The sequence below is a fragment of the Bradyrhizobium liaoningense genome (assembly GCF_018130785.1).
In the GTDB taxonomy this organism is placed as follows: domain Bacteria; phylum Pseudomonadota; class Alphaproteobacteria; order Rhizobiales; family Xanthobacteraceae; genus Bradyrhizobium; species Bradyrhizobium liaoningense_A.
The window spans coordinates 108560-134753 of record NZ_JAFCJT010000013.1 but is presented as its reverse complement, the minus strand read 5'-3'; the positions used below and the strand labels follow the sequence as shown (position 1 = coordinate 134753).

General features: G+C 61.9%; 25 protein-coding genes and 1 tRNA gene. 8 read left to right on the top strand and 18 right to left on the bottom strand.

From position 1 onward, the window contains the following. Positions 1 to 4 precede the first annotated feature (4 nt). The 5 genes from JQ627_RS24510 to JQ627_RS24490 all read right to left on the bottom strand — a co-directional run bounded on the left by JQ627_RS24510 (position 5) and on the right by JQ627_RS24490 (position 4607). Positions 5 to 463, bottom strand: coding sequence for a DUF3788 domain-containing protein (locus JQ627_RS24510; RefSeq protein ID WP_212486658.1), 459 nt, complete (start codon positions 461 to 463; stop codon positions 5 to 7). 67 nt (positions 464 to 530) lie between these two features. Beyond that, positions 531 to 1481 carry an L-histidine N(alpha)-methyltransferase gene (gene egtD / locus JQ627_RS24505; protein ID WP_212486657.1) on the bottom strand — a complete coding sequence of 317 codons (951 nt, stop codon included), beginning with the start codon at positions 1479 to 1481 and terminating at the stop codon, positions 531 to 533. A gap of 93 nt (positions 1482 to 1574) precedes the next feature. After that, the gene (locus JQ627_RS24500; protein WP_212486656.1) at positions 1575 to 1988 is read right to left on the bottom strand and encodes a cupin domain-containing protein; all 414 of its coding nucleotides are present in this window, start codon (positions 1986 to 1988) and stop codon (positions 1575 to 1577) included. A 76-nt stretch (positions 1989 to 2064) separates the two neighbouring features. After that, positions 2065 to 3501, bottom strand: coding sequence for an MFS transporter (locus JQ627_RS24495; protein WP_212486655.1), 1437 nt, complete (start codon positions 3499 to 3501; stop codon positions 2065 to 2067). Between the two features lie 188 nt (positions 3502 to 3689). Then, complete coding sequence (locus JQ627_RS24490) at positions 3690 to 4607, bottom strand: NADP-dependent oxidoreductase (RefSeq protein WP_212486654.1); 918 nt, start codon at positions 4605 to 4607, stop codon at positions 3690 to 3692. Positions 4608 to 5171: 564 nt separating this feature from the next. Here JQ627_RS24490 and JQ627_RS24485 point away from each other — a divergent pair. Further along, positions 5172 to 6536, top strand: a complete 1365-nt coding sequence (locus tag JQ627_RS24485; RefSeq protein WP_212486653.1) for an MFS transporter — start codon at positions 5172 to 5174, stop codon at positions 6534 to 6536. A gap of 84 nt (positions 6537 to 6620) precedes the next feature. Here the strand turns inward: JQ627_RS24485 and JQ627_RS24480 are convergent, their stop codons facing one another. From JQ627_RS24480 to JQ627_RS24450, 7 genes are all read right to left on the bottom strand, one after another. Further along, a complete protein-coding gene (locus JQ627_RS24480; RefSeq protein WP_212486652.1) occupies positions 6621 to 7958 on the bottom strand; it encodes an MFS transporter in 1338 nt (445 codons plus the stop codon). A 248-nt stretch (positions 7959 to 8206) separates the two neighbouring features. Continuing rightward, a complete protein-coding gene (locus JQ627_RS24475) occupies positions 8207 to 8809 on the bottom strand; it encodes a DUF1993 family protein (RefSeq protein WP_212486651.1) in 603 nt (200 codons plus the stop codon). Positions 8810 to 8909: 100 nt separating this feature from the next. After that, positions 8910 to 9482, bottom strand: a complete 573-nt coding sequence (locus tag JQ627_RS24470) for a cytochrome P460 family protein (protein WP_212486650.1) — start codon at positions 9480 to 9482, stop codon at positions 8910 to 8912. Positions 9483 to 9713: 231 nt separating this feature from the next. Further along, positions 9714 to 10442, bottom strand: coding sequence for a peroxiredoxin-like family protein (locus JQ627_RS24465; protein WP_249143335.1), 729 nt, complete (start codon positions 10440 to 10442; stop codon positions 9714 to 9716). A gap of 5 nt (positions 10443 to 10447) precedes the next feature. Further along, a complete protein-coding gene (locus JQ627_RS24460) occupies positions 10448 to 11383 on the bottom strand; it encodes a LysR family transcriptional regulator (protein WP_212486648.1) in 936 nt (311 codons plus the stop codon). Positions 11384 to 11797: 414 nt separating this feature from the next. After that, positions 11798 to 12484 (bottom strand): antibiotic biosynthesis monooxygenase, encoded by a 687-nt coding sequence (locus JQ627_RS24455; protein WP_212486647.1) that lies wholly within the window; start codon positions 12482 to 12484, stop codon positions 11798 to 11800. A 125-nt stretch (positions 12485 to 12609) separates the two neighbouring features. After that, positions 12610 to 13644 (bottom strand): ATP-binding protein, encoded by a 1035-nt coding sequence (locus JQ627_RS24450; RefSeq protein WP_249143324.1) that lies wholly within the window; start codon positions 13642 to 13644, stop codon positions 12610 to 12612. A 162-nt stretch (positions 13645 to 13806) separates the two neighbouring features. On the opposite strand from JQ627_RS24450, the gene JQ627_RS39140 reads away from it, so the two are divergent. The 3 genes from JQ627_RS39140 (at position 13807) to JQ627_RS24435 (ending at position 15608) form a co-directional block, all read left to right on the top strand. Further along, a complete protein-coding gene (locus JQ627_RS39140; RefSeq protein WP_312015806.1) occupies positions 13807 to 13899 on the top strand; it encodes a hypothetical protein in 93 nt (30 codons plus the stop codon). Positions 13900 to 14135: 236 nt separating this feature from the next. Next, on the top strand, positions 14136 to 14549 hold the full coding sequence (locus tag JQ627_RS24440; protein WP_212304947.1) for a cupin domain-containing protein: 414 nt from the start codon (positions 14136 to 14138) through the stop codon (positions 14547 to 14549). A 657-nt stretch (positions 14550 to 15206) separates the two neighbouring features. Then, on the top strand, positions 15207 to 15608 hold the full coding sequence (locus JQ627_RS24435) for a host attachment protein (protein ID WP_212486646.1): 402 nt from the start codon (positions 15207 to 15209) through the stop codon (positions 15606 to 15608). Between the two features lie 230 nt (positions 15609 to 15838). Here JQ627_RS24435 and JQ627_RS24430 read toward each other — a convergent pair. Then, positions 15839 to 15928, bottom strand: a tRNA-Ser gene (locus tag JQ627_RS24430). A 135-nt stretch (positions 15929 to 16063) separates the two neighbouring features. Between JQ627_RS24430 and JQ627_RS24425 the strand changes: the two genes are divergently transcribed. After that, entirely contained in the window at positions 16064 to 16927 is an 864-nt protein-coding gene (locus JQ627_RS24425) for an alpha/beta fold hydrolase (protein WP_212486645.1), read from the top strand. 169 nt (positions 16928 to 17096) lie between these two features. Here the strand turns inward: JQ627_RS24425 and JQ627_RS24420 are convergent, their stop codons facing one another. Then, positions 17097 to 18227, bottom strand: coding sequence for an ROK family protein (locus JQ627_RS24420; protein ID WP_212486644.1), 1131 nt, complete (start codon positions 18225 to 18227; stop codon positions 17097 to 17099). Positions 18228 to 18557: 330 nt separating this feature from the next. Between JQ627_RS24420 and rplU the strand changes: the two genes are divergently transcribed. From rplU to JQ627_RS24405, 3 genes are all read left to right on the top strand, one after another. After that, the gene (rplU, locus tag JQ627_RS24415; RefSeq protein WP_212486643.1) at positions 18558 to 18947 is read left to right on the top strand and encodes a 50S ribosomal protein L21; all 390 of its coding nucleotides are present in this window, start codon (positions 18558 to 18560) and stop codon (positions 18945 to 18947) included. A 97-nt stretch (positions 18948 to 19044) separates the two neighbouring features. Next, positions 19045 to 19314, top strand: coding sequence for a 50S ribosomal protein L27 (gene rpmA, locus JQ627_RS24410; protein ID WP_011083253.1), 270 nt, complete (start codon positions 19045 to 19047; stop codon positions 19312 to 19314). 143 nt (positions 19315 to 19457) lie between these two features. Then, on the top strand, positions 19458 to 20051 hold the full coding sequence (locus JQ627_RS24405; RefSeq protein WP_212486642.1) for a GNAT family N-acetyltransferase: 594 nt from the start codon (positions 19458 to 19460) through the stop codon (positions 20049 to 20051). A 59-nt stretch (positions 20052 to 20110) separates the two neighbouring features. On the opposite strand, the gene JQ627_RS24400 is transcribed toward JQ627_RS24405, so the two are convergent. The 4 genes from JQ627_RS24400 to JQ627_RS24385 form a co-directional block, all read right to left on the bottom strand. Beyond that, on the bottom strand, positions 20111 to 21223 hold the full coding sequence (locus JQ627_RS24400; protein ID WP_212486641.1) for an ABC transporter permease: 1113 nt from the start codon (positions 21221 to 21223) through the stop codon (positions 20111 to 20113). A 2-nt stretch (positions 21224 to 21225) separates the two neighbouring features. Then, positions 21226 to 24012, bottom strand: coding sequence for a ribosome-associated ATPase/putative transporter RbbA (gene rbbA / locus JQ627_RS24395; protein ID WP_212486690.1), 2787 nt, complete (start codon positions 24010 to 24012; stop codon positions 21226 to 21228). After that, the gene (locus JQ627_RS24390; RefSeq protein ID WP_212486691.1) at positions 24009 to 25079 is read right to left on the bottom strand and encodes an HlyD family secretion protein; all 1071 of its coding nucleotides are present in this window, start codon (positions 25077 to 25079) and stop codon (positions 24009 to 24011) included. Before JQ627_RS24390 ends, rbbA begins: the two co-directional genes overlap by 4 nt. Positions 25080 to 25276: 197 nt before the next feature. Next, on the bottom strand, positions 25277 to 26191 hold the full coding sequence (locus JQ627_RS24385; protein ID WP_212486640.1) for a DMT family transporter: 915 nt from the start codon (positions 26189 to 26191) through the stop codon (positions 25277 to 25279). Between the last annotated feature and the right edge of the window lie 3 nt (positions 26192 to 26194).

The window sequence follows — 26194 nt, the reverse complement described above, 5'->3', positions numbered from 1 at the left end:
CGTCTCAATCTGGCGATCGTGGAGGAGGACGCTTCAGAGTTAAAAGCTCCGTCACGTCATGCCGATCGACTGCAGATGAGATAGCAACTTTCAGCCATTTTCCGTCGGGGTATGTTCGGGCTTCATCGTAGAGCTTGATCAGCTGCGGGCGCCACCCGTAGCGCCGCGCCTCAAATTTCTCCCGCTCTGCCGTCCCCAAGACCACCTCGACCGAAAATAGCCTGTATTCCGGTAGGAACGTGCAGAATGCCCTGGACTTCTTGTAACGCAAGGACCAGCCGCGCTTCTTGCCGCGAAAGAGCCACTCCGGCTCGAAGACACCGGGGTAGTTGGCCTCGATCCATTTCCGCAACTCAGCCCAATGCCCGAATGCCTTCGGCCCGATCCAGTCGCGGACAGTGCTGTCATCGGGCGATCCTGATTTGTCCGTGATCCTGTCGCCTATTTGGGGGGACTGCTCCATGCCGCTTTCCTTTACGCCGCAACTCGATTGGGTTTCGAAGGACCTTATGGTCCGCATCATCGGCTGTTCAGCAGCGAATGAGTCCGAACATGCCGAACAGCCCGTCCGCATCCTGCCAAAGCTCGGCAACCTTCCATCCGCCGGATCGGGCAAGCCGCTCGAAGCTCTCCGCGGTATATTTTCGGGAACTCTCGGTGTGGATGGATTCCGACGTTCTGAAATCGAACGTCCACCCATAGAAGGTCACGCGCTGATCGCACAAACTGACCAGATGCATCTCTACTGCTTTCTCGATCTCGTTCCAGCGCGCCACGTGCTTGAACTTCTCCAAGCAGAAGTCGCCGCCCAGTTCGGCGTTGATGCGCTCGAGGATGTTGAGGTTGAAAGCAGCCGTCACACCCGCGCTGTCGTCGTAAGCACGCAGAAGCGTATCCACGTTTTTCAGGAGATCGACACCGATGATGGCGCGTCCGTTGCCGCCGAGGTGCCGCCTCATCTGCATAAGCAAGGTCTTTGCCTCGCTCGAGTTCAGATTTCCCATCGTCGAGCCAGGAAAAAATCCTGTCCTGCCGTCACCAGAGCCGCCAAACGGAATCTCGAACAGGTCCAGGAAATTGTGCTCAACGGGGCGGACCCAGAGCGACGGGAAGCGTGAAGCGATCCTCCTAGACGTTTCTGCAAGGAAGGTGTCGGCGACGTCGATCGGCACGTAGCCGCGCGGGGCACGGAGGCTCGCCAGCAGGAGCTCCGTCTTAACGCCGGCTCCCGCCCCGTACTCGACGAGAATCGTGCCAGACTCTACAAAGTCGGCGATGTCACGCTGCCGCTCTCGCAAGATCGACGTTTCAGCTCGCGTCAGATAATACTCATCCTGCCTCGTTATCTCTTCGAAAAGCTCAGACCCGCGCTCGTTGTATAACCAACGGCTCGGCAGCGTCTTCACAGCAGCGGATAAGCCGCGGACGACGTCCCGGGCAAAAGCATTTTCGACAACGTCGCCGTCAATTGCGTGAAGCATATTCTCCGCTTTCAGTGGCACAGCGGATACCGGCCGAGAACAACCCGCGGCCGATATCATGACTGTGGTTTCGTACCTGGCTCAGTGAGAGTATTATTTGACGGGTATCGTCAGCGGGTTGTCGTTGGTGTCGAGGACGAAGACCGCGAGCAGCTTTGCCGGCTTTGTCTTGCTCGCGTTGCGGCTGATCGAATGGGTTGCACCCGGCGGTTCCGACCAACCCTCGCCTGCCCGATAGATGCGCTTCTCACCGTCGTTCACCTTCGACTCGATTGCGCCCGAGATGACGTACGCATAGATGAAAGCCGACTTCGCATGGGTATGGGACGGAGATGCCGCGCCTGGCGCGTAATTGACCTCAAGGGCGACCAGCGACTTGCCAGGGACATTGGGAATGGCCGCCTCGAGCTTCTTTGCGACGGTCTCCGCTTCGCGATCACGGGCGCGGATGGGACCGACCATCGAGAATACGACGCAGGTGGCAGCGACAATGGTCCGGATCTTCATGAGCTTTCTCCTTCTTGCAGGCCAGTATTCTTTCCTATCGGCCTTGCCGGCCTTCTGATTGCCGACACCGAACTAGTCAGTCGCGCGGAACGAAGTCGACATGTGGTCCCGGCTCGATGATGAACACCGCGAGCGTAGCGAGAACGCAGGTGGCGGCGGCGGCAACCATCGCCATGTGGAATCCCTCGAACAGCTGAGGACCGCCTTGCTGCAGCACACCTCCGAGCAGCGCGATGGCGAAGAGCGACCCCACGCGTGAGACCGCGCTGTTGACGCCGGACACGGCTCCGGCGCGATCAGGCGTGACGGAGGTGAGAACAAGGGTCGTCAACGGCGCGATCGCCAGGCTCATGCCTAGCGCCAGCAACAGGATGCTGGGGAAGATATCCACCCAATAGGTCGCGTTCGGACCGATACGGAGCGACACGATGCAGCCCAAGGCGACGACGGCGCTGCCGGCGAACAATGGCAAGCGTCGGCCAAACCGGCGACAGAGCATACCAGCGAGCGGCGAGACGACCGCAATCAGCACTTGCAGAGGAATGAAGGCTAGGCCCGCCACCAGCGTCGGCAGGTGCGCGCCCCGGATCATCACGAACGGAATCAAGGTTAGCATGACCGTGAACGAACCGTAGAGGAGCGCCGTGAACAGGTTTGCGCCGACGACCGACCGCAAGGCGAAGAGCGACGGAGGCAGCATGGCGTCGTCGCCTAGTCGCCGTTGCGTCACGACAAGGGCGGCCAAGGCGCCCAGACCGACGATCAGAGCGATGAGCACCCAGCGGCTTGGGCCGGACCCGTTGGTCAGGCTGGTCAGCCCCGCGCCCAACGAGCCGAGCCCGACTGTCGAAAGGACCGCGCCATCGACGTCGATCCGGACGTGGCTGGTCGCGGAGTCCTTGGGGATCCACGCGGTGCCGAGGGCCAGCGCGCTCGCAACGACGGGCAGGAGCATCAGAAAGGTCGTCCGCCAGGATCCGTGATCGATGATCGCGCCCGCGATCGCGGGGGCGACGCCACTGGCGACCGCTGCGGCGGCTGACCATATGCCGATCGCACGGGCTTTCTCGTCGGCGGGAAAGGCGCGCCCGAGCACGGAAAGGCCATTGGGCAGGATCATGGCTTCTCCCAAGCCTTGCAGAAAGCGACCGCCGATGAGCGGCGTAAAACTCGGCGCGACAACCATCGCGGCCGCGCCCAGGCCGTAGACAGCGATCCCTGCGAGGAACATGCGCTTCTGTCCGAAACGGTCACCCAGGGCACCAGCGACCAACGTCATTGCCGCCAGCGGCAGGAGCTCGGCGTTCAATACCCACTGCAGTGCAAGCGGCGACAGGCGCATGTCTCGGCCAATGGCCGCGAGCGCGACCGCGATGACGGCGCTGTTGACGAACACGAGGCAGCCGCCCAGACTCGACGCGGCGAGAACCTTGGTGCTGCCCTGCGCGCCGGCGGCCTTGGGTTCGGCAAGCGCCAGGCCGCAATCGGTCAAGATAAGGGACGCGCTGCTCACGACTCAACCGTGGTCTCAGATCGCGCGCTTCGCGGCGCGCGGGGTTCATCGGCCGGCGACCAGAAGCCGAATCGCCGCGTCCGTTCGCGGATCACCTCTCGCAACATCAATTCAACCTCAAGAGAGCGTCAAAGCCGACGATCCGCACGTCGCAAAATCTGCGTGGAATCGTTCGCCGCTCCGCATCCTCACGGGCGAACGCGAATGATTGCCTTCCCCTTGCGTCGTTCGGTCCGATTGAAGGCAGCGATGGCGTCGTCGAGGGTCGCGACAGTGCCGATGTTCGTCCGCAATCGCCCGTCCCGCACCCGCTGGACGATCTCGCCCAGTTGGGCGCGATCGGACTCGACAACGAAGTCGATCGCCAAGCCGTCGGAGGGACGCGCCTCGGTCGGTCCGGCGATGGTCACCAGCGCTCCTCCCGCTCTAATCAGGCCTGCGGACCGCTTCGCGATATCGCCGCCAAAGATATCGAAGACCAGATCGACGCCACGGACGTCCTTTAGAGCATCGTTCTCGAGGTCGACGAACTCGTTCGCACCGAAGTCGAGCACCGCCTGACGGTCGGCGGCACGTCCGGTGCCGATGACATAGGCCCCGGCCTCACGTGCGAGCTGGGTCACCATCGACCCGACCACGCCGGCCGCGCCGTGCGCAAGGACGCTCTGCCCTGCCTGAAGGTGGCCATGCACGAACAGCCCCTGCCACGCGGTGAGACCCGGCATCGGCAGGCTCGCGCCAACCGTGAAGTCGACGTCGCCCGGCAGCGGCGCAAGGTTCCGCGCCTCGACCGCCACATACTCCGCCAAGGTGCCGTCGCGATACCAGTCGGCGAGACCGAACACCCGCTGTCCCACCGACAGTCCCGTGGTGCCATAGCCGAGAGCGGTGACGACTCCAGCCAGCTCATGCCCGGGGATCGACGGTGTCCGGTCACGATCGAGGCGATCGGTCCACGTCGGAGGCCAGGTCAGCTCATCCCAAGTAAAGCCTGAGGCATGAACTTCAACGACAACGTCGTTTATCGCCGGCCGCGGATCGGGTCGCTCCACGAGCCTCATCCCGGCCGTTCCCGCGGCCTGGTCCACTACAGCGATTGCCTTCATGCGAGTTGCCTCCTCAGTTTTCCGCTCTCTCGCCGGATATGTTCCAACGATAAGAGCCCGTTCGACATCGCTTGCCGGCGACGATAGACAGCTTCCGAACGAGAAGACGGAACGGCGCTTTCACGAGTTCATTTGTCGAGCACTCGACGAAATCTGCCAGTGGTGTTTATTGATCGCAACGCGGAGCAACAATTTCCAATAGCCGGCGTTCATGGTTTCCATTGCAGCGGGGAATGACGCTGCGATGTCCTCTCGGCCATTCGTCATTCGAGGCAAGCTGCGCGGGCCACGACTGCATGCCCTCGGCAAGACAATAACGATGGTCTATCGATTCCATCGCGAGAGATGATTTCCCTCACCGGAGTCCGATCGCCACCATGTGAGATGGCCGTCGGAAGCGCCTTCACCGAAATGAGATTTCGAATGACCAACCCTGCGAACCAGAGACGGCGAGCTTGTCGCAACGAGACGCAGTCGTTTGTAGAGCGGTGCAGCCGTGGCATTATCGATGCAGAACCCTGTCCGCGCGAGCTCGGTCGGGAAGCGTCGCCTCGGCGCCGGCGCATGGTCCTCGCGGCCTGTGTTCTTGCGTCCTCGATGGCGTTCATCGATGCGACAGCGTTGCCGGTTGTGTTACCGAGATTACGCGCCGATTTAGGAGCGGACCTCGCCTCGATTCAATGGGTTCTCAACGGATATATGCTGGCGCTCGCCTCGTTGACATTGATCGGCGGCGCGCTCGCGGATGTCTACGGCAAGGCGCGCATGCTCGCGCTCGGTTGCGTCCTGTTCGGTCTGGCGTCCGTAGCTTGCGCGCTGGCGCCTTCGTCGGCCTGGCTGATCGCTGCCCGTGTCGCGCAGGGAGCGGCCGCAGCGATCGTCACCCCTGCCAGTCTCGCTCTGATCGGCGCCACGTATCCGCGCGCAGAGCGAAACCGGGCAATCGGCCTATGGGCCGCGGCATCGGCCCTCACCACGGCCGGAGGTCCTGTCCTGGGCGGCTGGCTGACCGAGACCTTTGGCTGGCCATCAGTATTCTGGATCAACCCACCACTCGCGTTCGTCTCAGTGGGAGTTTTGCTGGTTTTTGCGCCGAGAGATGGCCGTATCCACCGCAGGTTCGACCTGGTCGGCGCCGCGATCCTCGCTTCGGCGATCGGGGCGCTCACCTGGGCGCTCAGTCAGATCGGCTCTACCGAAGCTCAAGCGGCCTCAGGCATTCCGGCGCGGTCGGGCATCGTGCTCGCGACCGTCGCTGGGCTTGGCATTGTCGGGCTCGCCGTCTACGCGCTCTGGGAGCGCAGAAGCGAACACCCGATGACGCCGCCTCGCCTGGTGGAGAATCGCGCCTTCCTCGGGCTGAACGTCGTCACCCTGATGGTTTATGCGGGGGTTTCAATCATGTTCTTTCTGCTACCCTTTGACCTCGTCGATCGCCGCGCTCTGTCGCCGACAGATGCCGGGCTGGCATTCCTGCCCTTCACGCTCGGCGTGGGACTGTTGTCGAATGTCTTCGGCAGATTGGCGGACAGGATCGGCGCGCAAGCTATGCTCATCGTGGGACCGATGGGCGCGGCGCTCGCCTATGTCTGGATGGCGCTCGGCCGGGAAGAGGCCCTAATGCTCGGTGTGATCGGACCCATGGGCCTGCTGGGCCTGTCCTTCGCTGTGCTTGTGGCACCGCTCACTGCGTCGGTCATGTCGAGTGTGGACCAGGCCGACGAAGGGCTCGCCTCCGGCATCAACAATGCGGCGAGCCGGATTGCACAGCTTGCCGGGGTGGCATTGGCGGCCGGCATTGCGTCTTTCGCGTCCGGATACGAAATCGGTCTCGCCGTAGCAGCTGCAACCTCGACCGGGGGCGCCCTTACAGCCGCGATGACCTTGACACGGGCCGCGGAGAAAGCGGGCGGCTCGGTAGACACCTAGAAGGTATGGAATTCAACCGATCCGCTGTTTCCTAAGCTCGGCAGTCACACAAGACTTCACGGGATCAGCCGCGCGCGAACGCTATCAGAATCGGCGAGCGCTGCTGGTAGCGACCCCCATCAGAGCGAAGGCCGTTCCAGCGACCAAACAAGAGACCGCGCCATGGTCTCCGCCCAAGCCAAAGATCAGCGACACCAACGCGGAACCCAGTGACCATCCGATGTAGCGGGCTGCGGCATTCATCCCACTTGCGGCCCCGCTGCGCCCTAAGGGTCCAGCCGTCATCATCGCCGTATTGTTCGGGGTCTGGAAAAGACCAAAGCCAATACCGCAAAGAGCCAGTCGCCAAGCGACATCCCACTTTTCCGGAGCGGTCGGCAAGAAGATCATCAGGAGCAAACCGATCGCCAACAACGCCAAACCAACACTGCAGATCCCCGAGGCTGGGTGGCGGATCGCCAAGCGGCCGGCGATTGGAGCCGTGACGGCGGTCATTAACGGCCAGGGCGTAACAAGAAAGCCTGTTTGCACGGCCGAAAGATGCATGCCCGTCTCAAGTAAAAACGGCAACGAGACGTAAGCCAGGATCTGTGCCGCATAGGAGCAGATAGATGTCCACACCGACAGAGTGAACAGAGGTATACGAAAAAGATCGAATGGCAACATCGGCACAGGGTGCTGAAGCTGCTGTCGAACAAAGAGGCCAAGGAAGAAAAGACCCGCCACGATCTCTCCCGTCGCAATGGGCCCATCGCCAGTACCAAGCGTTCCGACGCCAACGACGAAGAGCCCGAACGCCAGCGCGTTGAGAGCGATCCCGGTTAGATCGAAAGAACTCGCAGACCGAACATCTGGTGGTGCAGCGGCGATAAACAGAGGTACGGCAAGCCCGAACGGCACATTCACCAGAAATAGCCAGGGCCATTTTGCTACGGATAGTATGGCCGCCGCGATGGTGGGGCCCAATGCTCCGGGTATCGCCACCGCCAGTGCGACCAACGCAAAGCCCTTGCTGACCAAGTGATGGGGATAAACCACGCGTACAAATGCCATACCGGCCACGGAGACTCCGGCCGCTCCGGCACCCTGGATCAAGCGCGCGCTCACCAGCATCGGCAATGTTGGCGCGAAAGCGCAACCGAACGACGCGAGGACAAAAATGACCAAGCCTGTGGCATAAACGCGTTTTAGACCGAGTGAACCGACCAGACTTGCAATGGGCAGCAAGCACACCGTCGCCGAAAGCTGATATGCGTTCACGACCCAAACGGCCGCGGCGTCGCTACTTGCGAATGAACGCGAGATGTTTGGCAAGGCGATGTTCACGATCGCGCTTCCGAGGGAACTTAGACCAAGCCCAATCAAGATACAGATCATGACCCAGCGGCGCTGAGCTGCCGTCAAACATTCGACTGTACCCATCAGGATGAAATTTCCCGCGCGAGCTCCGGGCAGCCGACTTTGCGCGTATGTTCAGTAACAGATTCCGTAGATCGACACCTGATCTTGAGCGAACAGTTGGGTTGTGTTGACCATGACTGGACAGCAGTGACTGCTATTATCTTCGGCATTAGTTCTCTCGTGAGCTCAGGTGCAACGCACCAGAGATTTCGGCCCTGACAACAAAGAGCTTGAAAAGCTCGGCTCACGCCGCACACCGCGCCCGCAACTTATGAGTAGTCGCCGCCGCTCTGCTGACTGAGGTTGCCGAGGTAGTCGCGCTTCCCGATCTTCGCGCCAAGGTGCCGAAGGATCGCGTGCGCAATCGAGATGTGGAAGAAGAAGTCCGGGAGCACCAGGTGCCGGATGTAGTCGTCGCCGCCGAACCACCCACGCACGATAGGCGGCGTCAACTCGTATGTATGGGACCGCGCTCCGGAAATCTCGTCCGGCTGCACGTTTTGCAGGAAGCTGCGTGTCTCGAGAATCCGTCGCTTCAATGCCGGATACATCATGGAGGTATTGCGAGGAGCCGGTACATCGCGCTGCATCAGCTTCGCCATATGCGCGTCGACCTTGTTGCAGTTAACGGAGAACTGTTCTCCAAAAGTCAGCATGTCGGGCACGAGTCGCTCGCGGAGGATCCTGCCAGGCTCGACCCCTTTGGTCCTCTCGAGCGCTTGAGCGTGGTCGAGATAGTCGTCCATCACATTCAGTCCGTGCACCATGACAGGGACCGTGATCTCGTAGATCGAGAAGGACACACCGAACTCCATAGGCTCGTTCGCACTGTGAACGTCGACCGGCCCCGAGAGGTCGAAGCGAATGGTCACAATAGGCTCTTCAATCCTGCGACTTGCGGCTCCGGTCCGCTGGCTTTGGCACTACTTCCGCTAAATTGCGGCGAGAGCAGACCACGACGGTTACGGTCGGCTAGTGACGCAGGACGGGGTATCCATTTACATAGATCCAGTCCGTGTCCTGGGCCGGCACGTGGCACCCCTGGCAATCGGAACGATAGTCCGTCGAAGTGGTCTTGAGCGGCTTGTCCGCGTCGAACCACGACCACCCCCATCCGTCGCCCCACAACGGGTTGCCGGGGTGTGTTCCTTTGGCGTCTTTCACCATGACGAACCAGCCCTTGAGCATATCGGCATGGCTTACCGTGCCGGTAGTCATCTCGTTCGTCGAGGTTGCGAAGACCTCCTTCACCAGAACCGCGCCGTCCGGGAAGCGCCCTGTCTTCCGGTAGGCGTCGATGGCCCCTGGGGATGCGTAGACGGCGTGGATTTCTTTCGATCCCTGGCCGCTGTCAGCGGCAATCGCCCAGGTGCCGAGCGCCTGGTAGAGGGTTCGATAGTCTGCGGGGACGCGCAGGTGCCCGCTACCGTCGACCACGTTTGCGGTCGGACCGGCCGGAGTCGCTCCGCTCTGCGCGAGCGCGGCCACGGCACCGGTGACCAGTGAGACGGCGACCGCCATGCCGACGGTCCTCGATAATTTCATGGGGATCTCCTTTGCTGCTCCGGCGCAACGGCTGCAATCAGTGTTTCAATTGCTGTGGAGCCGACTGCGCGTGCACGACCGGTCTAGCCGATCCCAACGATCGGACACGGCCGCCGAAATTGGAAATTCCCTTTGGACATGTATTCGATAGGCGGCAGATATCGTCGTGCAAGAGCGCTTCAACCCACCCATTGACGGATATCGGATGTCGGTCTCCACCTTCTACCGCTCTCACCGAGACGTTGATGCGACTTGACGCAGCGAGGCCAGGATTTGCGTCGGCTCCTCGCGTATCGTGAAATCCGGCTCGACGAATGCACTGCGGATACGTCCTTCCGCATCGATCACGTAGGTCGCGGGAATTGGCAACATCCACTCCGGTGACCCATGCCGGGCGCCGAAATCGAACCCGAGCCTGGAATAGTGCGCCTTGGTCTCGTCGGGCACCCGGAACAGCACGCCATACGACATGGCAACGCCGTAGTCGACGTCGGAGAGTACCTTCAGGTCCAAGCCCAGGTTCTGCTTGAGCTGCCGCGGAAAATCCTTTGTCTCGGGTGTCACGACTGCGAGGGTCGCGCCGACGTTCTCGAACTCATCCTTTGCGGCCTGGAGGGCGCGGAGCTCAGCGGTGCAGAACGGACACCAGCCTCCTCGGAAGAAGCTCAGAACGAGGGGTCCTTTCCGGCGCAATTGCTCGAAGGCGTGGAGACGACCGTCAGCATCCGGCAAGAGGAAGTTCGGCGCGTCGTCTCCGACCTTCAACGCGTGCGATGCCACGTCGGTGTCTCGGAGCCAGCGCACGAGGTGATTGTATGACTCCCAATCTGCGGCGCTGAACGTCGTCAAGAGCTCGGTGCGAATCCGGGCAAGTGTCTTGTCGGTCTGATCTGGCATCAGCGGAGAGTCTTCAGGCTGAAGATCGATTGGCTGGAAGCGGTCGGCTGTCGGCGTGCGCATCACGGTCATGCCGGTCCCCTCGACACCACCGGAACCTCTTCGCGCGGTACGCCACGGTCAGGGGCTTCGATCGACCAGTCGCGAAGCCGTGCTACCTTGACGAATGCGTCGAGCGCCGGCGAGTAGCGGCGCCCTTGCACGGCCAGAAGGCGCACCTCCCGTGAGACCCGGTCGCCTTCGAGCGGGATGGTCTTGAGCGTCGGAAGGCGCGGCATGTGTTCAGGCGCGAGAATCACGCCAAAGCCGGCAGCAGCCATGTGTTGCAGGTGCAGGTCGTGACCGCTGCAGTGACCGAGTTGGGGCGGCTTCTCAGGAAAATACGATTGCTGGATCTTAGGGGCGACGTCGCAGTCGGCTCGTTCCAACAAGATGGTTTCACGAAGGTCGTCGATGCCGATCGAGGGACGATTTGCGAGTTTGTGTGTCGGCGCGAGAACTGCGACATAACGCTCCTCGAACAGCGACCAATCGTCGATGCGGGCGGGCACGTCCTGTACGTCGCCGACCATTGCGACATTGATCTCACCCTCAAGCAAGAGGTCGACGAGCTTTTTCGCTGCGCCTTCGCGTAGCTCGACGTGAAGTCCAGGGACGAACTTCGCGATCTCTGCAATCGGATCAAGGACGAGCGACGCCGAGATCGATGGGGCAAGGCCGATCTTCAGCGGCGCGACGTCCTTGCGCTGGAACTCTTGGGCGCGACGGCGCACCGCCTCCGCCGAAGCCAGCGTGCGCTCCAGCATTGGAAGGACCTCCTTTCCAAGATCGGTGAGCTGGGTGAGCTGGCGTTCGCGGTAGATCAACTGGCCGCCGAGTTCCTGCTCGAGTTTCTGTACCCCCTTGGTCAAGGCCGGCTGCGTGACATTGCACTGTTCGGCCGCACGGGTGAAGTTAAGCGTGGAGGCGACGGCGAGGAAGTAGCGAACCTGATGAAGCTCCATGGGTTGTTATGTTCTCCGTCAAGGTGCGGCCGTCGATGCTGACGAACCTTTGCAATCGGCGGCGTGACAGGCACGCCGCCGATCATGGGAGGTAGATGCAACTTGTGTGCATCCGTTGGAACGGCTCGGCCCATTGATTTGGACGCACGGACACGCTTTCAGGAATTTCTGAGAGCCGGCGCAGCGCATGCGAGGCATGCAAAGCGCCGGACGGACTCCGGCGCCTCACGCAGCCGCCGCAAGACATGACCGTCAGCGCCAAGATCAATTATGCATAGGAAGTGGAGGACGTCTCAGCGACGGTACGTCGACCGCCAATACGCCAGCCTCGCACGAAGCCCGGCCAAGCGCTCGACTGGGTCGTAGTGCAGACCCAGAGTTCGTGGCAGCACGGCCCTTCCTGACGGAGCGGCATCAGGTATGGAGGGTCTCCCCACCCCTGGCATCTGCGAAGTATTGAGGCGCCTCGCGACGGTCGTATTTCCCGTAGTCGCGCACGATCCGAACTCTCCGTATCCTTGCCTTTTCATTCGGCGCCGAAGCGTCCTCGTAGGCCTGCGCTGCGGCGGCGTCCCTCCAGGACATGAGCAGAATCAAATCGCCAGGCGTGAGCATCGCTTCGAAGATGTCCCAGGACGTGAAGTCGGCGGCCCAGGGGTTCAGGCCGAGCCACTCAGCGCAGTCGTACGGGTTGTTGGTCTGCTTCCAGTCGGCAGGACGCGTCGCGTTGATCAGCGTGACCGTCGTCCCTTCCCCGACTTCGGTCTCGTCGAGCCTCTGTTCCGTCAGGACGTAACCCGCGGGCACCTGGTTGTCGGTAGCGATCTGACCGACACGGAGGTGGTAGTCTGCGAATATTTCGTCGCGGCCCTTCTGCTGGACCTCGTGGTGGCGCATGTGGGTGCGCCAACGAACGAGCGATTTCTCGTCCCGCCAGTTCGACAACGAAAGAATCCAGCCCTCGCGGGTCAGACTCTGGTAGCGGATGTTATCGACGAAGCCTTCGACCAGCTCCAGCTCGGGGCGCAACATGTTGGCGGCGTCGAGGTAGTCGTCCCGACTATTCTTATTGAGGAGAGCTTCGAAAATCACAGAAAACATGCTCGTATCCACTTCTGAAGTAGCGCGCCGTATTCACGGAAGCCACTTGGTTCGCCGGATGGAAAGCCCCAGCTGGCGCGTTCCTGCTTTTGCGCGTATCCGGCTCCTTTGTCACACCGCGGCAGTCACTGATCGCGGGGAGGTTTGGATGAAAACGTGCACGTGATCCGAGCACCGATAAGGCTGCTCGGGACCGCCGCATCGTCGACACGCGGGAGAAAGAGACGCACCAGCGTGCCGACACCTCGCTCGCTCTCGATATCGATCGCGCCACCTCGTTCTTCAGCGAAGCGTCGAACCTGAGAGAGTCCGATGCCGTTGCCGCCTCCGGCCACCTTCGTTGTGAAGTACGGAAGGAACGCCTGCGACATGATTTCCTCGGGCATGCCCTCCCCCTCGTCGGCGACGACAATCTCGACGAATCGCCGGTCCGCGTCGGCGGACAGCTCGACATTCCGCGCCGAGACAGTGATCGTGCCGCCGGCCGGCATGGCATCGTCGGCGTTTCGGCAGAGGTTCAATAGCGCAAAGTACAGCCCTTCCGGGTCGGCATTAAACGTCCATAAATCAGGGGCAATCTCTATGCGGATGGTGATGTCCGGACGCAGCGCCCAGTGAAGGGTGCCCGTGATCGCTGCGAGGCGATCGCCCGCGACAAAGCCGTCGATCGGGTTGCGGCATGGGCGCGCAGTATCGAGAAGCTGGCGACTGAGCGACACGCCTCGCGTAATCGCCTCCTGCATTTTGCCAACGATCGCCCTTCGATACGAGGCGTCGCTCTTGCACTCGAGCAGCCGCAAGCCGCCGCCGATCACTGCGAGAAGGTTGATTATGTCGTGGACGACGAACTGCGCCACGTCGCCGGTCGATCTCGCTACTTCTGGACCGCGGTCGAAGGCCACGCCGCGCGTGCTGGAGCAAGGAGTGGCCCGAAACAGGACCCCGGAGATCTTGCCGTCGCTCCCGACAAGCGGAATCTCCACGCACCTGGACGTGATGACACCGCTTCCGTGATCCCCGACATCTCGCGCGCTCACGCCGAGTGGGCGCTGTAGCCCGAACGCGACTCCGGCCCGATCCGCGAGCACGACCACATCTTCTGGCAGAAGGCTCTCGACCTCACCGGGAAAGGAAATGTCGGATGAAGACTTGTTCTGCATCGGGTGAACTCCTGGCCCGCAATCGTCCAACGTACGGTCGACGATGGCTTGAAGATTGGGTCCGGCACCGCAAGATGGAAAATCACCTCTTGCCATGGAGTCGATAGCTGACCGTTATCGGCACGCGGCGGACTTTATTCGGCCTACGCAGCGCCGATCATCATGATGAGCCAGAACAAGCAGCAAGATATCGATCGCGAGGCCGCGAAGAGCGATTACCGGACCAACGTAGGCGAAGCCCAATTTGCTGCATGAGAAGTTCGAACAACTGCGTGGGAGCGAGAACCTGAAGCCGACGGAGGCCGTCAGAATACTGACCAAGTTGCTGGCGCAGTCGACGTCGAGTGCACGCAGGTCCGATAAGGAAAGCAAACGGCCACCATAACACGCAGCTATTAACTTCATGGCGTGACGTCATTTCCCATTCGCCGCTCGAAATTCGATGTTCACCTGGTACCGGGCTCACCCGGCGTATAATCAGGAGGCTACAAATGTCAGTGCAAAAGCCGGTTCTCACGGCGCCGCGCGGCGGCGAGACGGTGACGTCGAGCGGAGGCTCGAGCGTTGAGATGAAGGTGGAGAGCAGCCAGTCCGGCGGCGAATATGGCACTGTGCTTTGGACGGTGCGTGCCGGGGAGGAACCGCCCCTACACACCCACACACGAGAAGACGAGTTGCTCTATGTCGTGCAGGGCAATTTGATCGCGCGAGTTGGCGATTCCCGTGTCGAGGTAGGGCCAGGCGCCTATGCAGCTCTTCCCCGCGGAGTGCCGCATACGATCGAGGTGGTCGGCGATCAGGCGACCCTGCTACTCAGCTTCGTTCCGGGTGGTCTGGAGCGCTTCTTTGTCCCGCGGAAAGGCGAGAAGCCCGACCCGGCGGCCTTCGGACTGACGTTCCCCTAGAAGCGGCGACCGCGGCGCGCGCCGGACCTGAGAGAAGGCTGCTGGTCGTAGAGTTCCTCTTGGTCAGGCCGCACATGATCTCCATCGCTACCGCGTGCGTGGCGCGGTTGCGGTGGGGGTTTTTGACGTCCCGCGGGTCGCGTTGAGACGACGCCGGGCACGTGCCGCGGAAAATTGCGCCGATCGTCCTGACATCGCAAAGGGTGCACACGCTTCCAACGCCGTGGCGGTTGCCCAGACATCCGGGCCGAAGCGTCCACCTGCCCTCGAAAGAACTCCGGCGAAGACGAGGCTCCCCGCGACCGCCTCGAGTGCTTGCGGAGGGAAGCGCCGCACTTCCGCCGCCCCGCGAAGCGTCCTTTAGTCAGCCCAATAACGATCGGCTATCAACTCCATAGCTAGAGGTGATTTTTATTTCGACCGCCTAAGACTCAATCTTCGGCCATTCGCCGCTCGGCAGGGCAAGCACTTCCGAGCGCATCGACTTCTCGACCGCTATGAGCGCCGTGTTCGCCGCGTCGTTTCCTTTCGGCGGTCGTCGGACTGCCGTGCTCCGGGGAGTTTCGTGCCGGGAGCTTGAGAGGCGCAGCAGAACGCCGGGATACAAGTGTCATGGCCCGTTGTGTCAATGCGGGATCGTGAACGGGAGGTCTTTCGATGATTCTACCTACCGGTGCGACAGTCGCTGTCGCTGACGCTGAGACGATCCGCCTGTTCCACAATACCGGGGTGAAACCCGGGGTGCACTTGGTTGAGATTACGGCGACTCCGCCCGTGCCGGCCCACGCGAACTCTCGTACGCGGCATCGTACCGGCTCCGCCAGTCCCGACGGGAAGCGGCTCGAAAACGACTTTGCGGCAGCAACAGCCGCGTTCCTGAACAAGCTCAGCCTGGACGGGACGATAGAACACTTGGTTGTCGTCTCCGACCCCAGGACCTTGGGGGAATTGCGCAAGCACTTTAACCACGACTTGAGAGGCAAGATCGTAGGCGAGTTTGCGAAGGACTTCAGCCGGCGTTCGCTTGAGGACATCGCCTCACTGATCGCCGATGCCTGAGGTGCCTCCGCCGAATGTAGAGCGGACTTGGCCTTCGTGACGGTTACCCGACCTCCATGCCGATGCGGGTGGTCCCGGGTAAGAAGACTGTCGTCCGGCGGCAATGAAACTATGACGCCGCCGTGGCAGGTTGGGACCGTCCTAGGGGGCTACATCCAAGGGCTACACCAGAGGCTTCTGGCGTGCAGTAAGACCTGATTTTACGGGGCTTTCTCGACGTCGTTTTATTATGGCGGAGAGGGAGGGATTCGAACCCCCGATAGGCTTGCACCTATGCCGCATTTCGAGTGCGGTGCATTCAACCACTCTGCCACCTCTCCTGAAGGCGCCATGGTAGGAGCAGCGCCCCTGTGGTTGGGGGCGTTAATAGGCGAGGATGGCGGGCCAGACAAGGCGCGAAAGGGGAAAATCCGCTGCCTCTTTCAGCCCCTACCCCGACGCCGGGAGGAACTGCCGTGGAGCACCTGACGATCAAGGCCAATGGCGCCGATTTCCACCTGGTCCGCACCGGAGCGGGAAAACCGCTGCTTTTGCTGCATGGTTGGCCGGAATTCTGGCTGACCTGGGAGCCGGTGATATCAAGGCTTTCGGACCGTTTCATGCTGATCGCGCCCGATCTGCGCGGCTTCGGCGACAGCGACAAGCCGATTGGGCCCTTTGGGCCGGACGGCCATGCGGCGGACATGCTGGCGCTGATGGACGGGCTCGGCATCAAGCGATTCGCGGTGGTCGGCCATGATGTTGGCGGCGCAGTGATGCAGCCGCTGGCCCGGAAGGCGCCCGAGCGGGTGGCCGGGCTGTTCTTCTTCGACTTCGTCTATCCCGGCATCGGGCCGCGCATGGCGGCGCCCGATAGGCTCAACCACATCTGGTATCAGTCCTTCCACCAGATGGAGATGGCCGAGCGGCTCGTCGGGGCAAGCCGGGAAAGCTGCCGCCTCTATATCAGCCACTTCCTGAAGGGCTGGGCACATCGGAAGAACGCCTTCGACGACGTCCTCGACGTCTTCGCCGACAATTTCTTCAGAGAGGGTAACCTCGCCGGCGGCTTTGCGCATTATCGCGCCTCGCATGCCGGGCGTGTCGCGATGATGAAGGGCGAGGCGCCGTCGCTTCCGCCGATCCATGTGCCGACCTGCGTGCGCTGGGCCGAGCACGACCCGCTGTTTCCCTATGCCTGGACCGACCGGCTGGGCGAGACGTTTGGCGATCTCGATCTCGCGATGTTTCCTGATGTCGGACACTTCCCGCATCGGGAAGATCCGGATCGCGCGGCCGCGGAGATCGCGGCGTTCTTTCAGCGGATTGGCTGGAGCTGAAGACAGGGGTGGGACCGCCAGACGCGGTAAACACTGGCGGTCCCGTGCCGCTCATTGAAATACTGGCTGGGAAGGGCGGCTTCGCCGGCCAGGGTGAGGCGACGATTCGACCGTAGCGAGTGTCCCGTGCGCCGCAACGCAATCCGTCCCTTAACCTAACCAGTCAAGGTTACTCCTTGTCCGCCTTGCCCTTCTTCTTGCCGTTCTCCGTGGAATCCCGGTCTTTTCCGTTGCCGTTCTCCTTGCGGCGGTTGGTGAAGCGAGCATTGCCGAGCCCGGTGCCGATGGTGAGCACGCCCCAGCGATGGACGTCCTGCATGAACGGCACCTCGGAGAGGCCCTGAACCACGCCGTCATTGTGCATCAGGATCGCGGTGTCGTGCTCGCCGATGACGGGGATGCCCTCGATCAGGCTCGCCGGCAGGTTGAACTTGCTGCTCTCCCAATTGCCCGGCAGATTCTGTGCGCCCTTCTCGATCGAGCCGTCCTCCTTGATCACGCCGGGACAGGCGATGCCGATGAACGGCGCGAGCTTGAAGCCCTCGTTCCCGGCCTCGGTGATCAGCCCCTTCAGCATCTTGATGAGCCGCTTCACCGCACCCTCGCGGGTCGGCTCGTCATCGGCATGACGCCACAGCTCGGATTTCACGACCTTGGCCTTCGAGAGATCCTTGGCCTTCTTCCAGCCGGTCTCCACCAGGCCGCAACGGATGTTGGTGCCGCCGATGTCGACGGCGAGGATGCTGTCATGGGCCTCGAAGATCCATGACGGCGCCAGATGCAGCGTGCCGAGCAGGCCGGCTTCATCAGGATGATGGCGGATCGGCACCAGGTCGATCTTGAAGTCCTCGGCCTTGAGGATGATCTCGGTGCGCGCGATCGCGAGCTCGCCAAGCCGGGAATCGCGGAAGCCGCCGCCGACCACGATACGCTCGGTCTTGGCCCAGGCCTTGGACTTCAGGAAACGTCGCGTGACATAGGCGAGCTCCTGGGCGAACTCCTCGATCGCGCTGTGCACAACCGCGGAGGCCTCGGTGTCGTCCCCGACCAGGATGGTGTCCAGCGTCTTCTTGCTGATGTTTTCCGAGGGCTCCTTGCCGAACGGATCCTCCCCGGTCTTGCGCAAGGGCTTGCGCCAGCGCTCGAGAATCTCGCGAAACGCACCCTTGCTGGCGCGGTCGCCGAGGAAGCCGTCCTCGTCCTTCATCTCGATGTTGAAACTGTCGACGTCCACCGAGGGCAGCCGTTCCGCGCCGTGGTGCGCGATGCCCGTCGTCTTGACCAACTCGTCCGTTGCCATGGAAAGCCCTTGCCCGTGTGCCAGTTCGCGGGACAACGGCGCGGGAACCCGTAAGTTGCAAGCCGAAGGCAGATTTGGCGAAGGGCCGGGAAGGAGGCGAAATCCTTCAAATCCGGGCCATTTTCGGTGGTTTTCCTTGACTTGCGGCGTCCGGCGGCTATAAGTCCCGCAACCGGCGCGGGGCGTTTCTCGCGCCGCTTGTTTTTGTGTGGGTTTTCAAAGGGATAACTCCCGCCCGCACAAAACTCGCATAAACCCATAGCGACTGACAAAAAGCCGGCCCGGACGATTCTCGTCGCGAGGCCGGGATTTGAACACGGAGAAAAAACGATGTTCGCAGTCATCAAAACCGGCGGCAAGCAATACCGCGTCGTGCCGGATGATGTTCTCGAAGTAGGCAAGATCGAAGGCGAAGTCGGCTCGATCATACAGCTGAATGAAGTCCTGGTGGTCGGCGGCGACACGCCGGTCCTGGGCGTTCCGACGGTGGCCGGTGCCTCCGTTGCGGTCGAGGTGCTCGACCACAAGCGAGGGCCGAAGGTCATCGCGTTCAAGAAGCGCCGCCGCAAGAATTCGCGCCGCAAGCGCGGCTATCGCGACGAGATCACGGTTCTGCGCATCTCGGAAATCCTGACGGACGGCGCCAAGCCCACCAAGGGCCCGCGTCCGAAGAAGGAAAAGGTCGCCAAGGAAAAGACCACCGAGGAAGCCGCCGCATAATTTGATCACGCGCAATCACGAATTGATGCGTGAGAAATTGTGAAATGATTCCGTCAAGGAATTGATCTAGAAATACGCAGGATTTTGGAGACGAGCCATGGCTCATAAAAAAGCAGGCGGTTCATCGCGCAACGGTCGCGATTCGAAGGGCAAGCGCCTCGGCATCAAGGCGTTCGGCGGCGAAGTCGTGATTCCCGGCAACATCATTGCGCGTCAGCGCGGCACCACCTGGCATCCCGGCCTTAATGTCGGCATGGGCACCGACCACACTCTGTTCGCCAAGATCGAGGGTCGCGTCACGTTCCAAGCCAAAGCCAACGGCCGCACATTTGTATCGGTACTCCCGATCGCTGAGGCGGCTGAATAGACGGTGGACCAAATTTGGAGTCCGCCGGGTCCCTGACCGAACCGGCGGAGTCCACAAGACGGCTCCAGGGGAGGCGGGGAAACCGGCCTCCCCTTTCGTTTGACTTGCTCACTTTTCACTTAGTGACTTTGACGGAGCCGGACATGTTGCAGGATTTCTCGAGCGCGACCTTGCGGGAGGCGAGACCGAGCGTCGTCGCCACCGAGCGTCTGACCTTGCGGCGGCCCACACTCGCCGACGTCAGGACCATCGCCCGGCTCGCCAACGACCGCCGTGTCGCGGAGAACACCCGCCGCCTTCCACATCCCTATTCGCAGGACGACGCCGTCGAATTCGTCCGCGCCACCGCCGCGCTCGGCAGCGAGACCGTGTTCCTGATCGAGCACGACGCCGGGCCGGTCGGCATGGTCGGCATCGACTGCTCCACGCCCGACAATGCCGAGCTCGGCTACTGGCTCGGCGTCGAGCATTGGGGCCAGGGCTTTGCCACCGAGGCCGCGCGCGGCGCGATCGACTTCTTCTTCGAGGAGTTCGAGGACGATCATCTCTATGCGGGCGCGCGCGTCACCAATCCGGCCTCGCGCAACGTGCTGGAGAAGTGCGGCTTCCAGTGGAGCGGCGTCCAGCTGCATCGCTTCCTCGCGCTGGGCTCGTCCACGCCGGTGGACTGCTTCCGCCTGTCACGCGGCGTGTGGTCGTCGCTGAAGAGCTGGAGCAGTGCGAGAAGGATGAGGTAGGCAGGAGTGTCTGCCACAGTCTCCAACGTCGTCCCGGCCCGCCTGTCGGGACGACACGGCTATCGGACAAATTTTCTGAACCGCCAAAGCGAGAAGCCGAACAGGATCATTCCTATCGCAATCAACGCCGCCAGCTGAGGCCAGATCACTCCGAGGCCTGCGCCGCGAAACAATATCGCCTGCGCAAGAATGACGAAGTGGGTATTCGGTGCGGCCAGCATGATGTTCTGGATGATTTCCGGCATGCTCTCGCGAGGGGTTGATGCCCCCGACAGCATTTGAAGCGGCAACAATATAAGCATCATCAGCAGACCGAACTGGGGCATCGAGCCGCCGACCGTGGCGAGAAAAACACCAAGGCTCGTCATCGCAAACAGATAGAGCGCCGCTCCAAACAGAAACAGCGGAATCGAGCCCGCGATCTTGACCGCCAGCAGGCCCTGCACGACGAGGATGAGGGCAACAGCCGAGGCGACCAGAACGACCAGTCCCATCGACCAGATCTTGCTCGCCATGATCTCAACCGGCGTGACCGGCATGACCAGCAGATGCTCGATCGTGCCGTGTTCGCGTTCGCGGATGAGCGCCGCTCCGGTCAGGATGATCGATAGCATCGTGACTGAGGAGATGATGTTGTTGATGGAGCTGAACCAGCTCTTGTTGAGCTCCGGATTGAACCGCGCCCGCAGGGCAAGATCGATCGGCGCCGCCGCGCCCGATCGGTAACGAGACAGAAATTCGCTCACCTCGCCGGTGGTGATGGATTGAACGTAGCCACTCCCGGTGAAGGCCTGGGACATGCGCGTCGCATCCACGTTGAGCTGGATTGTCGGCGACCTTCCAGCGAGCAGATCACGCTGGAAGTTAGGCGGAATGTTTAGCGCGAAGATGTCGAGGCCGGCATCCAGCCGCGCCATCACATCTGCCTGGGAAACCATCTTGGGGATCGAGAAATAGGGCGGATTGAACGCCGTGATGATCCGCGTGGAGACCGGCGAGTTGTCCTCATCGACGATTGCAAGCGCGGCCCGATTCAGCGTCTCTGGTTGTGCCCGGGACGACGTATAGATCGAAACCGTGAAGGCATAGATGATCAGTATCAGCATCGCGGGATCGCGCGACAGGCCTCGCAATTCCTTCACGCCGAGTTGGACGATGTTGGAGACACGCATGGCTAGTTTGCCTGTTTGCGCAACAAAAGTGTTCCAAGGCCCAGCAGTACGGGAACCGTCACGATCAAGGCGAGGAACGGCGCCGAAAGATCGTCGAACCCAAGCCCCTTCGAGAACGTCCCGCGCGTAATGGTGATGAAGTGGGCGGTCGGATAGATACGGCCGACAACGGCTCCTGCACCTTGCAACGACGATACGGAATCCACCAGCCCGGAATATTGCGTCGCAGGAATCATCGTGAGCAACGCGGTCGCGAAGATCGCGGCGATCTGGCTGTTCAGGAACGAAGAGATCAATAGGCCCATCGCCGTCGAGATGATCACGTAAAGGCAGGCGCCGGCCGTGAAGGCGGGGAAACTCCCGGTGAATGGAACACGGAAGACGAACACGGCGAAGGCCGTCAGCAGGAAGAAATTCAGCATGGCGAGCGCAACGTACGGGATCTGCTTGCCGAGCAGAAATTCGAGCCGCGTGACCGGGGTGACATAGAAATTGATGATCGATCCGAGTTCCTTTTCGCGCACGACACTCAAGGCTGCCAGGATCGCCGGAATCATCAGAAGCAGGATCGGGATCACGGCCGGAGCCATCGCAACGATGCTCTTGACGTCGGGATTGTAGAGAAACCGGACCTCGATCTGAAACGCCCCGGTTGCCTCGCCGGCACCGGAGAGTTCGCGCGCCCGCTGCACCAGCCAGGTCGTGTGCATGGCCTGGACGTAGCCGCGGACGGTCTCGGCGCGAGAAGGATTAGACCCGTCGATCCATGCGCCGATCTGAACATTGGAACCGCGCGCGACATCGCGACCGAAGCCCGGCGGAAGCTCGATCGCGAGGCTGAGCTCACCGCTGCGCATACGACGGTCGAGGTCATCATAGCTCGTGATGGGGGCGTGTTCGGTGAAGTAGCGCGAACCGGAAATCTGCAGCGCGTAGTCCCGGCTGATCGTAGTTTCGTCGTGATCGAGGACTGCAAAGGCCAAATTCTCGACGTCGGTATTGATGCCATAGCCCATCACGAACATCAGGATCAGGCTGCCGACGATGGCAAGCGTCGCGCGGATCGGATCGCGTTGGAGTTCCAGCGCCTCGCGCTGCGTATAGGCGAACATCCGCCGCGGGTCGAAGAACCCGAGCAGGCGGTGTGATGAATGACGCTCTTCGGCCGTCGGCGGGGCCGCCGCGGAGACGGCTGCCTGCGTGGACGGCACGGTGGGAGCGGCCACCCGGTCGATCGCCTCCTGCAGATAGGCGACGAAGGCCTGCTCCAGGTTTCCGTTACCCCGCTCCGCGGCGATCCGCTCAGGGGTATCGCTGATCAGAACCTTGCCCGCGTGCATCAGTGAGATTCGGTCGCAACGTTCGGCTTCATTCATGAAGTGGGTGGAGACAAAGATCGTGACGCCGTCCTTGCGCGAGAGATCCGAGAGGATCTGCCACAGCCGGTCACGCGCGATCGGATCGACGCCGGAAGTCGGCTCGTCAAGAATGAGGATGTCCGGCGCGTGGATCATCGCGACCGCCAGCGACAATCGCTGGCGCACGCCGAGCGGCAACGCGTCCGGCAAGGCGTCGATGAACGCGACGAGATCGAATTGGGTGACCATGTCCCGCACGCGGCCTTCGATTGTGTCTGCAGGAAGCAGAAACAGCCGCGCATGCAGCTCGAGGTTCTGCCGCACCGTCAGCTCGGAATAAAGCGAAAAGGCCTGCGACATGTAACCAACGCGCGCCCGGACAGTCATGTCCCTCGGGTCGACCTCGTGGCCGAACAGCCTCGCCTCACCCGCGCTCGCCGGCAGCAGGCCGGTCAGCACCTTCATGGTCGTGGTCTTGCCGCAGCCGTTGGAGCCCAGAAAGCCGAAAATCTCGCCGCGCGGAATCCGAAAACTGACATCGTCGACGGCCGTGAAGTCGCCGAACTTGACCGTCAAATGGTTGGCCTCGATCGCGATGTCTTCGTCCTGTCCCATCCCGCGAGGTGGTATCACCACCTCCTTGTGGTCGCGCCGCTGCTCTTCCGGAAGCAGTGCGATGAAGGCGGCGTCGAGGTTGTCGGTACCGGTCCTCCGCAACAGGTCTGAAGGCGTGCCGGAGGCCAGTAGATGTCCATTGTCCATCGCCATCAGCCAGGCGAAACGCGCCGCTTCCTCCATGTAGGCGGTCGCGACGATGACGCTCATCTGGGGCCGGGCTTCCCGGATGTTCTCGATCAACTCCCAGAACTGGCGTCGCGAAAGCGGATCGACACCCGTCGTTGGTTCATCGAGGATCAGCAGGTCGGGATCGTGGATCAGCGCACAGCAGAGGCCGAGCTTCTGCTTCATGCCACCTGAGAGCTTTCCCGCCGGCCGATCGACAAAGGGAGAGAGGCCAGTATCCCTCAGAAGCGCTGCGATCCTCTGCTCGCGCTCATGTCGGTCATGGCCGAACAGGCGGCCGAAAAAGTCGACGTTCTCGAAGACGGACAGCGTCGGATAGAGATTCTTGCCGAGGCCCTGCGGCATGTAGGCGATCCGGGGGCAGGTCCGTCTGCGATGCGCCGCATCGGCCATGTCGCCGCCGAGCACATGAACCTGTCCGGTCTGAATCTCGCGCGCTCCGGCAACCAGCGAAAGCAGGCTCGATTTGCCGACCCCGTCAGGTCCAATCAACCCAATCACGCACGCCGACGGAATATCGAGCGTGATGCCGTCGAGTGCACGCGTCGAACCGTAGGACAGACTGACCGCGTCCAGGTGGACCACAGGTTCTGATCGATCCTGCGCGCCCTGCGACAGCTCGTTCATTTGACCAGCTTGTCGGTCAGGCTCGCAGGCCATTGGGCATTCTGATCGAGCCGCACATACGCCTGGCCCGGCAAGCCCGTCTTCACCTGGTCGATGTATCGGCGCAGCAGGTCGGGTGAAATATGCGCCCTGACGCGGAACATGAGCTTCTCCCGCTCCACCTGTGTCTCGACCGTCTTGGGCGTGAACTGCGCGACATTGGCGACGAAGGTCGCCTTGGCCGGAATGACCCATTGGGGAGCGGCGTCGAGGATAAGACGGACCTCCGAGCCGATGGCAACGCGTCCCGCCTCCGCCGTCGGCAGGAAGAAGGTCATGAAAACATCGGAGAGATCGACCATATTCAGCACGCGCCCACCAGCGGCCAGGACTTCGCCCGGCTGGGCGACGCGGAACTGCACGCGCCCTTCCCGCGGTGCGCGCAGCGTACTGTCATTGATATCGGCCTTGATGCTCTCGATGGCCGCCTTCGCCGCCTCGACGGAGGCCTCTGCATCGATTACCGCAGCCCTGGCGGCGTTGATCGCGGCGTCGGAGGCGGCAAGCTGGGCCTCCGACGCAGCTACGGCCGCGGTGGCGCCGTTGGCGGCCGCCCGATCGTCATCAAGCGTCTGCTGAGGCACGGCATTGGTCTTGATCAAGGTCTCCGAGCGCTGGAGTTTTCGTTCCGCGGCATCGAGTTCGGCGTTACGTTGCGCGATCACCGCGCTTGCGGACTTCTTCTCGGCCTCGCGCTGGGTAACGAGGCTCTTTGCGGTATCGATGCTGATGGTGGCGCGGCGCAGTTGGGCTTCTGCTTGCCGAAGCTGGGCTTCGAGCTGCAGTGTGTCCATCTGCGCTAGAACCTGTCCAACCGAGACGAAATCGCCTTCCCTCACCAATATGTCTTTGACGCGCCCGGGTGTCTTCGTCGCGACGTCGATTTCGGTGCCCTCGATGCGGCCGTTGCCGCTGGCAAATCCCTCCGGGAGACTGCTTCTTCCAAGTTTCTGCCAGAAGAAATAGCCGCCCGCCGCGAGCGCGACGACAATGAGAGCCGCCACCCAGCGCTTTCGATTGGTCGCCATGCCAAACCGACCTTGAGAGTTACAATCAGTCGTTGCTGGACGCTTGACATACAAGAGTAGCTCACTTGTGCGAAAAGTGAAACATCACATCTCTGCGTCCGGCCCGCTACTCCGGGTGGATAGTTCCTATGACCATGCGCGCTGGCTCGCTCGCTCAACTTTGATTCAATGAACGGCGGCGGACTATTTCGCCGCATTCACGCCGGCGGATTGACCTCGTTGCTCGGGCGGCCGAGATCGCGTTCCCGCAAGTATATGTAGAACCCGGCGCCGATGATGATGGCGGCGCCGACGATGGTGGCGATGGACGGCACGTCGCCGAACACGACGAAGCCGAAGATCACGGCCCAGACGATCATCGAATATTGATAGGGCACGACGACGCTGGCCGGCGCCAGCTTGAGCGAGCGATTGACGCAGAACAGCGCCGTCACCGAGACGCAACCCGCCAACGCGAAAATCCCGAGGCTGCCAGGCGTCGGCGGCACCCAGTGAAACGCAGACAGCACGGCGCCCAGCGAAAACGTGCCGACGAATTGCGACGACGCCATCACGATGTCGGGCGTCTTGCGCAGGCTGCGCGTGATCAGCATCAGGGTCGCAAACGACAGGCTGCCGCCGAGTGCGATCAGTGCCGGCAGGCTGACCGTCTGTGCCGACGGCCGCAACGCGATCAGCACGCCGCAGAAGCCGATCAAGATCGCGGTCCAGCGCCGCCAGCCGACCTTCTCGCCCAGAAAGATCGCCGACATCGCGGTGACGAAGATGGGGCCGGCGAGATAATAGGTGATGACATCGGCGAGCGGCAGATAGACCGTCGCGAGGAAGAAGGCGGCCACTTCCAGCGTCGACAGCACGACGCGAAACAGCTGCAGGCGCGGCCGCTCCAGATGCAGGAACTGGTGACGTTGCCGCCAGACCAGCGGCGACAGCAGCAGCAGGGCCGCGCAGGCGCGCAGGAACAGCAGCTGCCCCACCGAATAAGTCCCGACCAGGAACTTGCCCATGGCGTCGCCGAACGAGAACATGAAGATCGACAGCACCATCAGCGCGATGCCGGCAAGGCGCGCGGAGCGGTCGTCATAGGCAGAGAGATTCTTGAACAGGGGCATTGG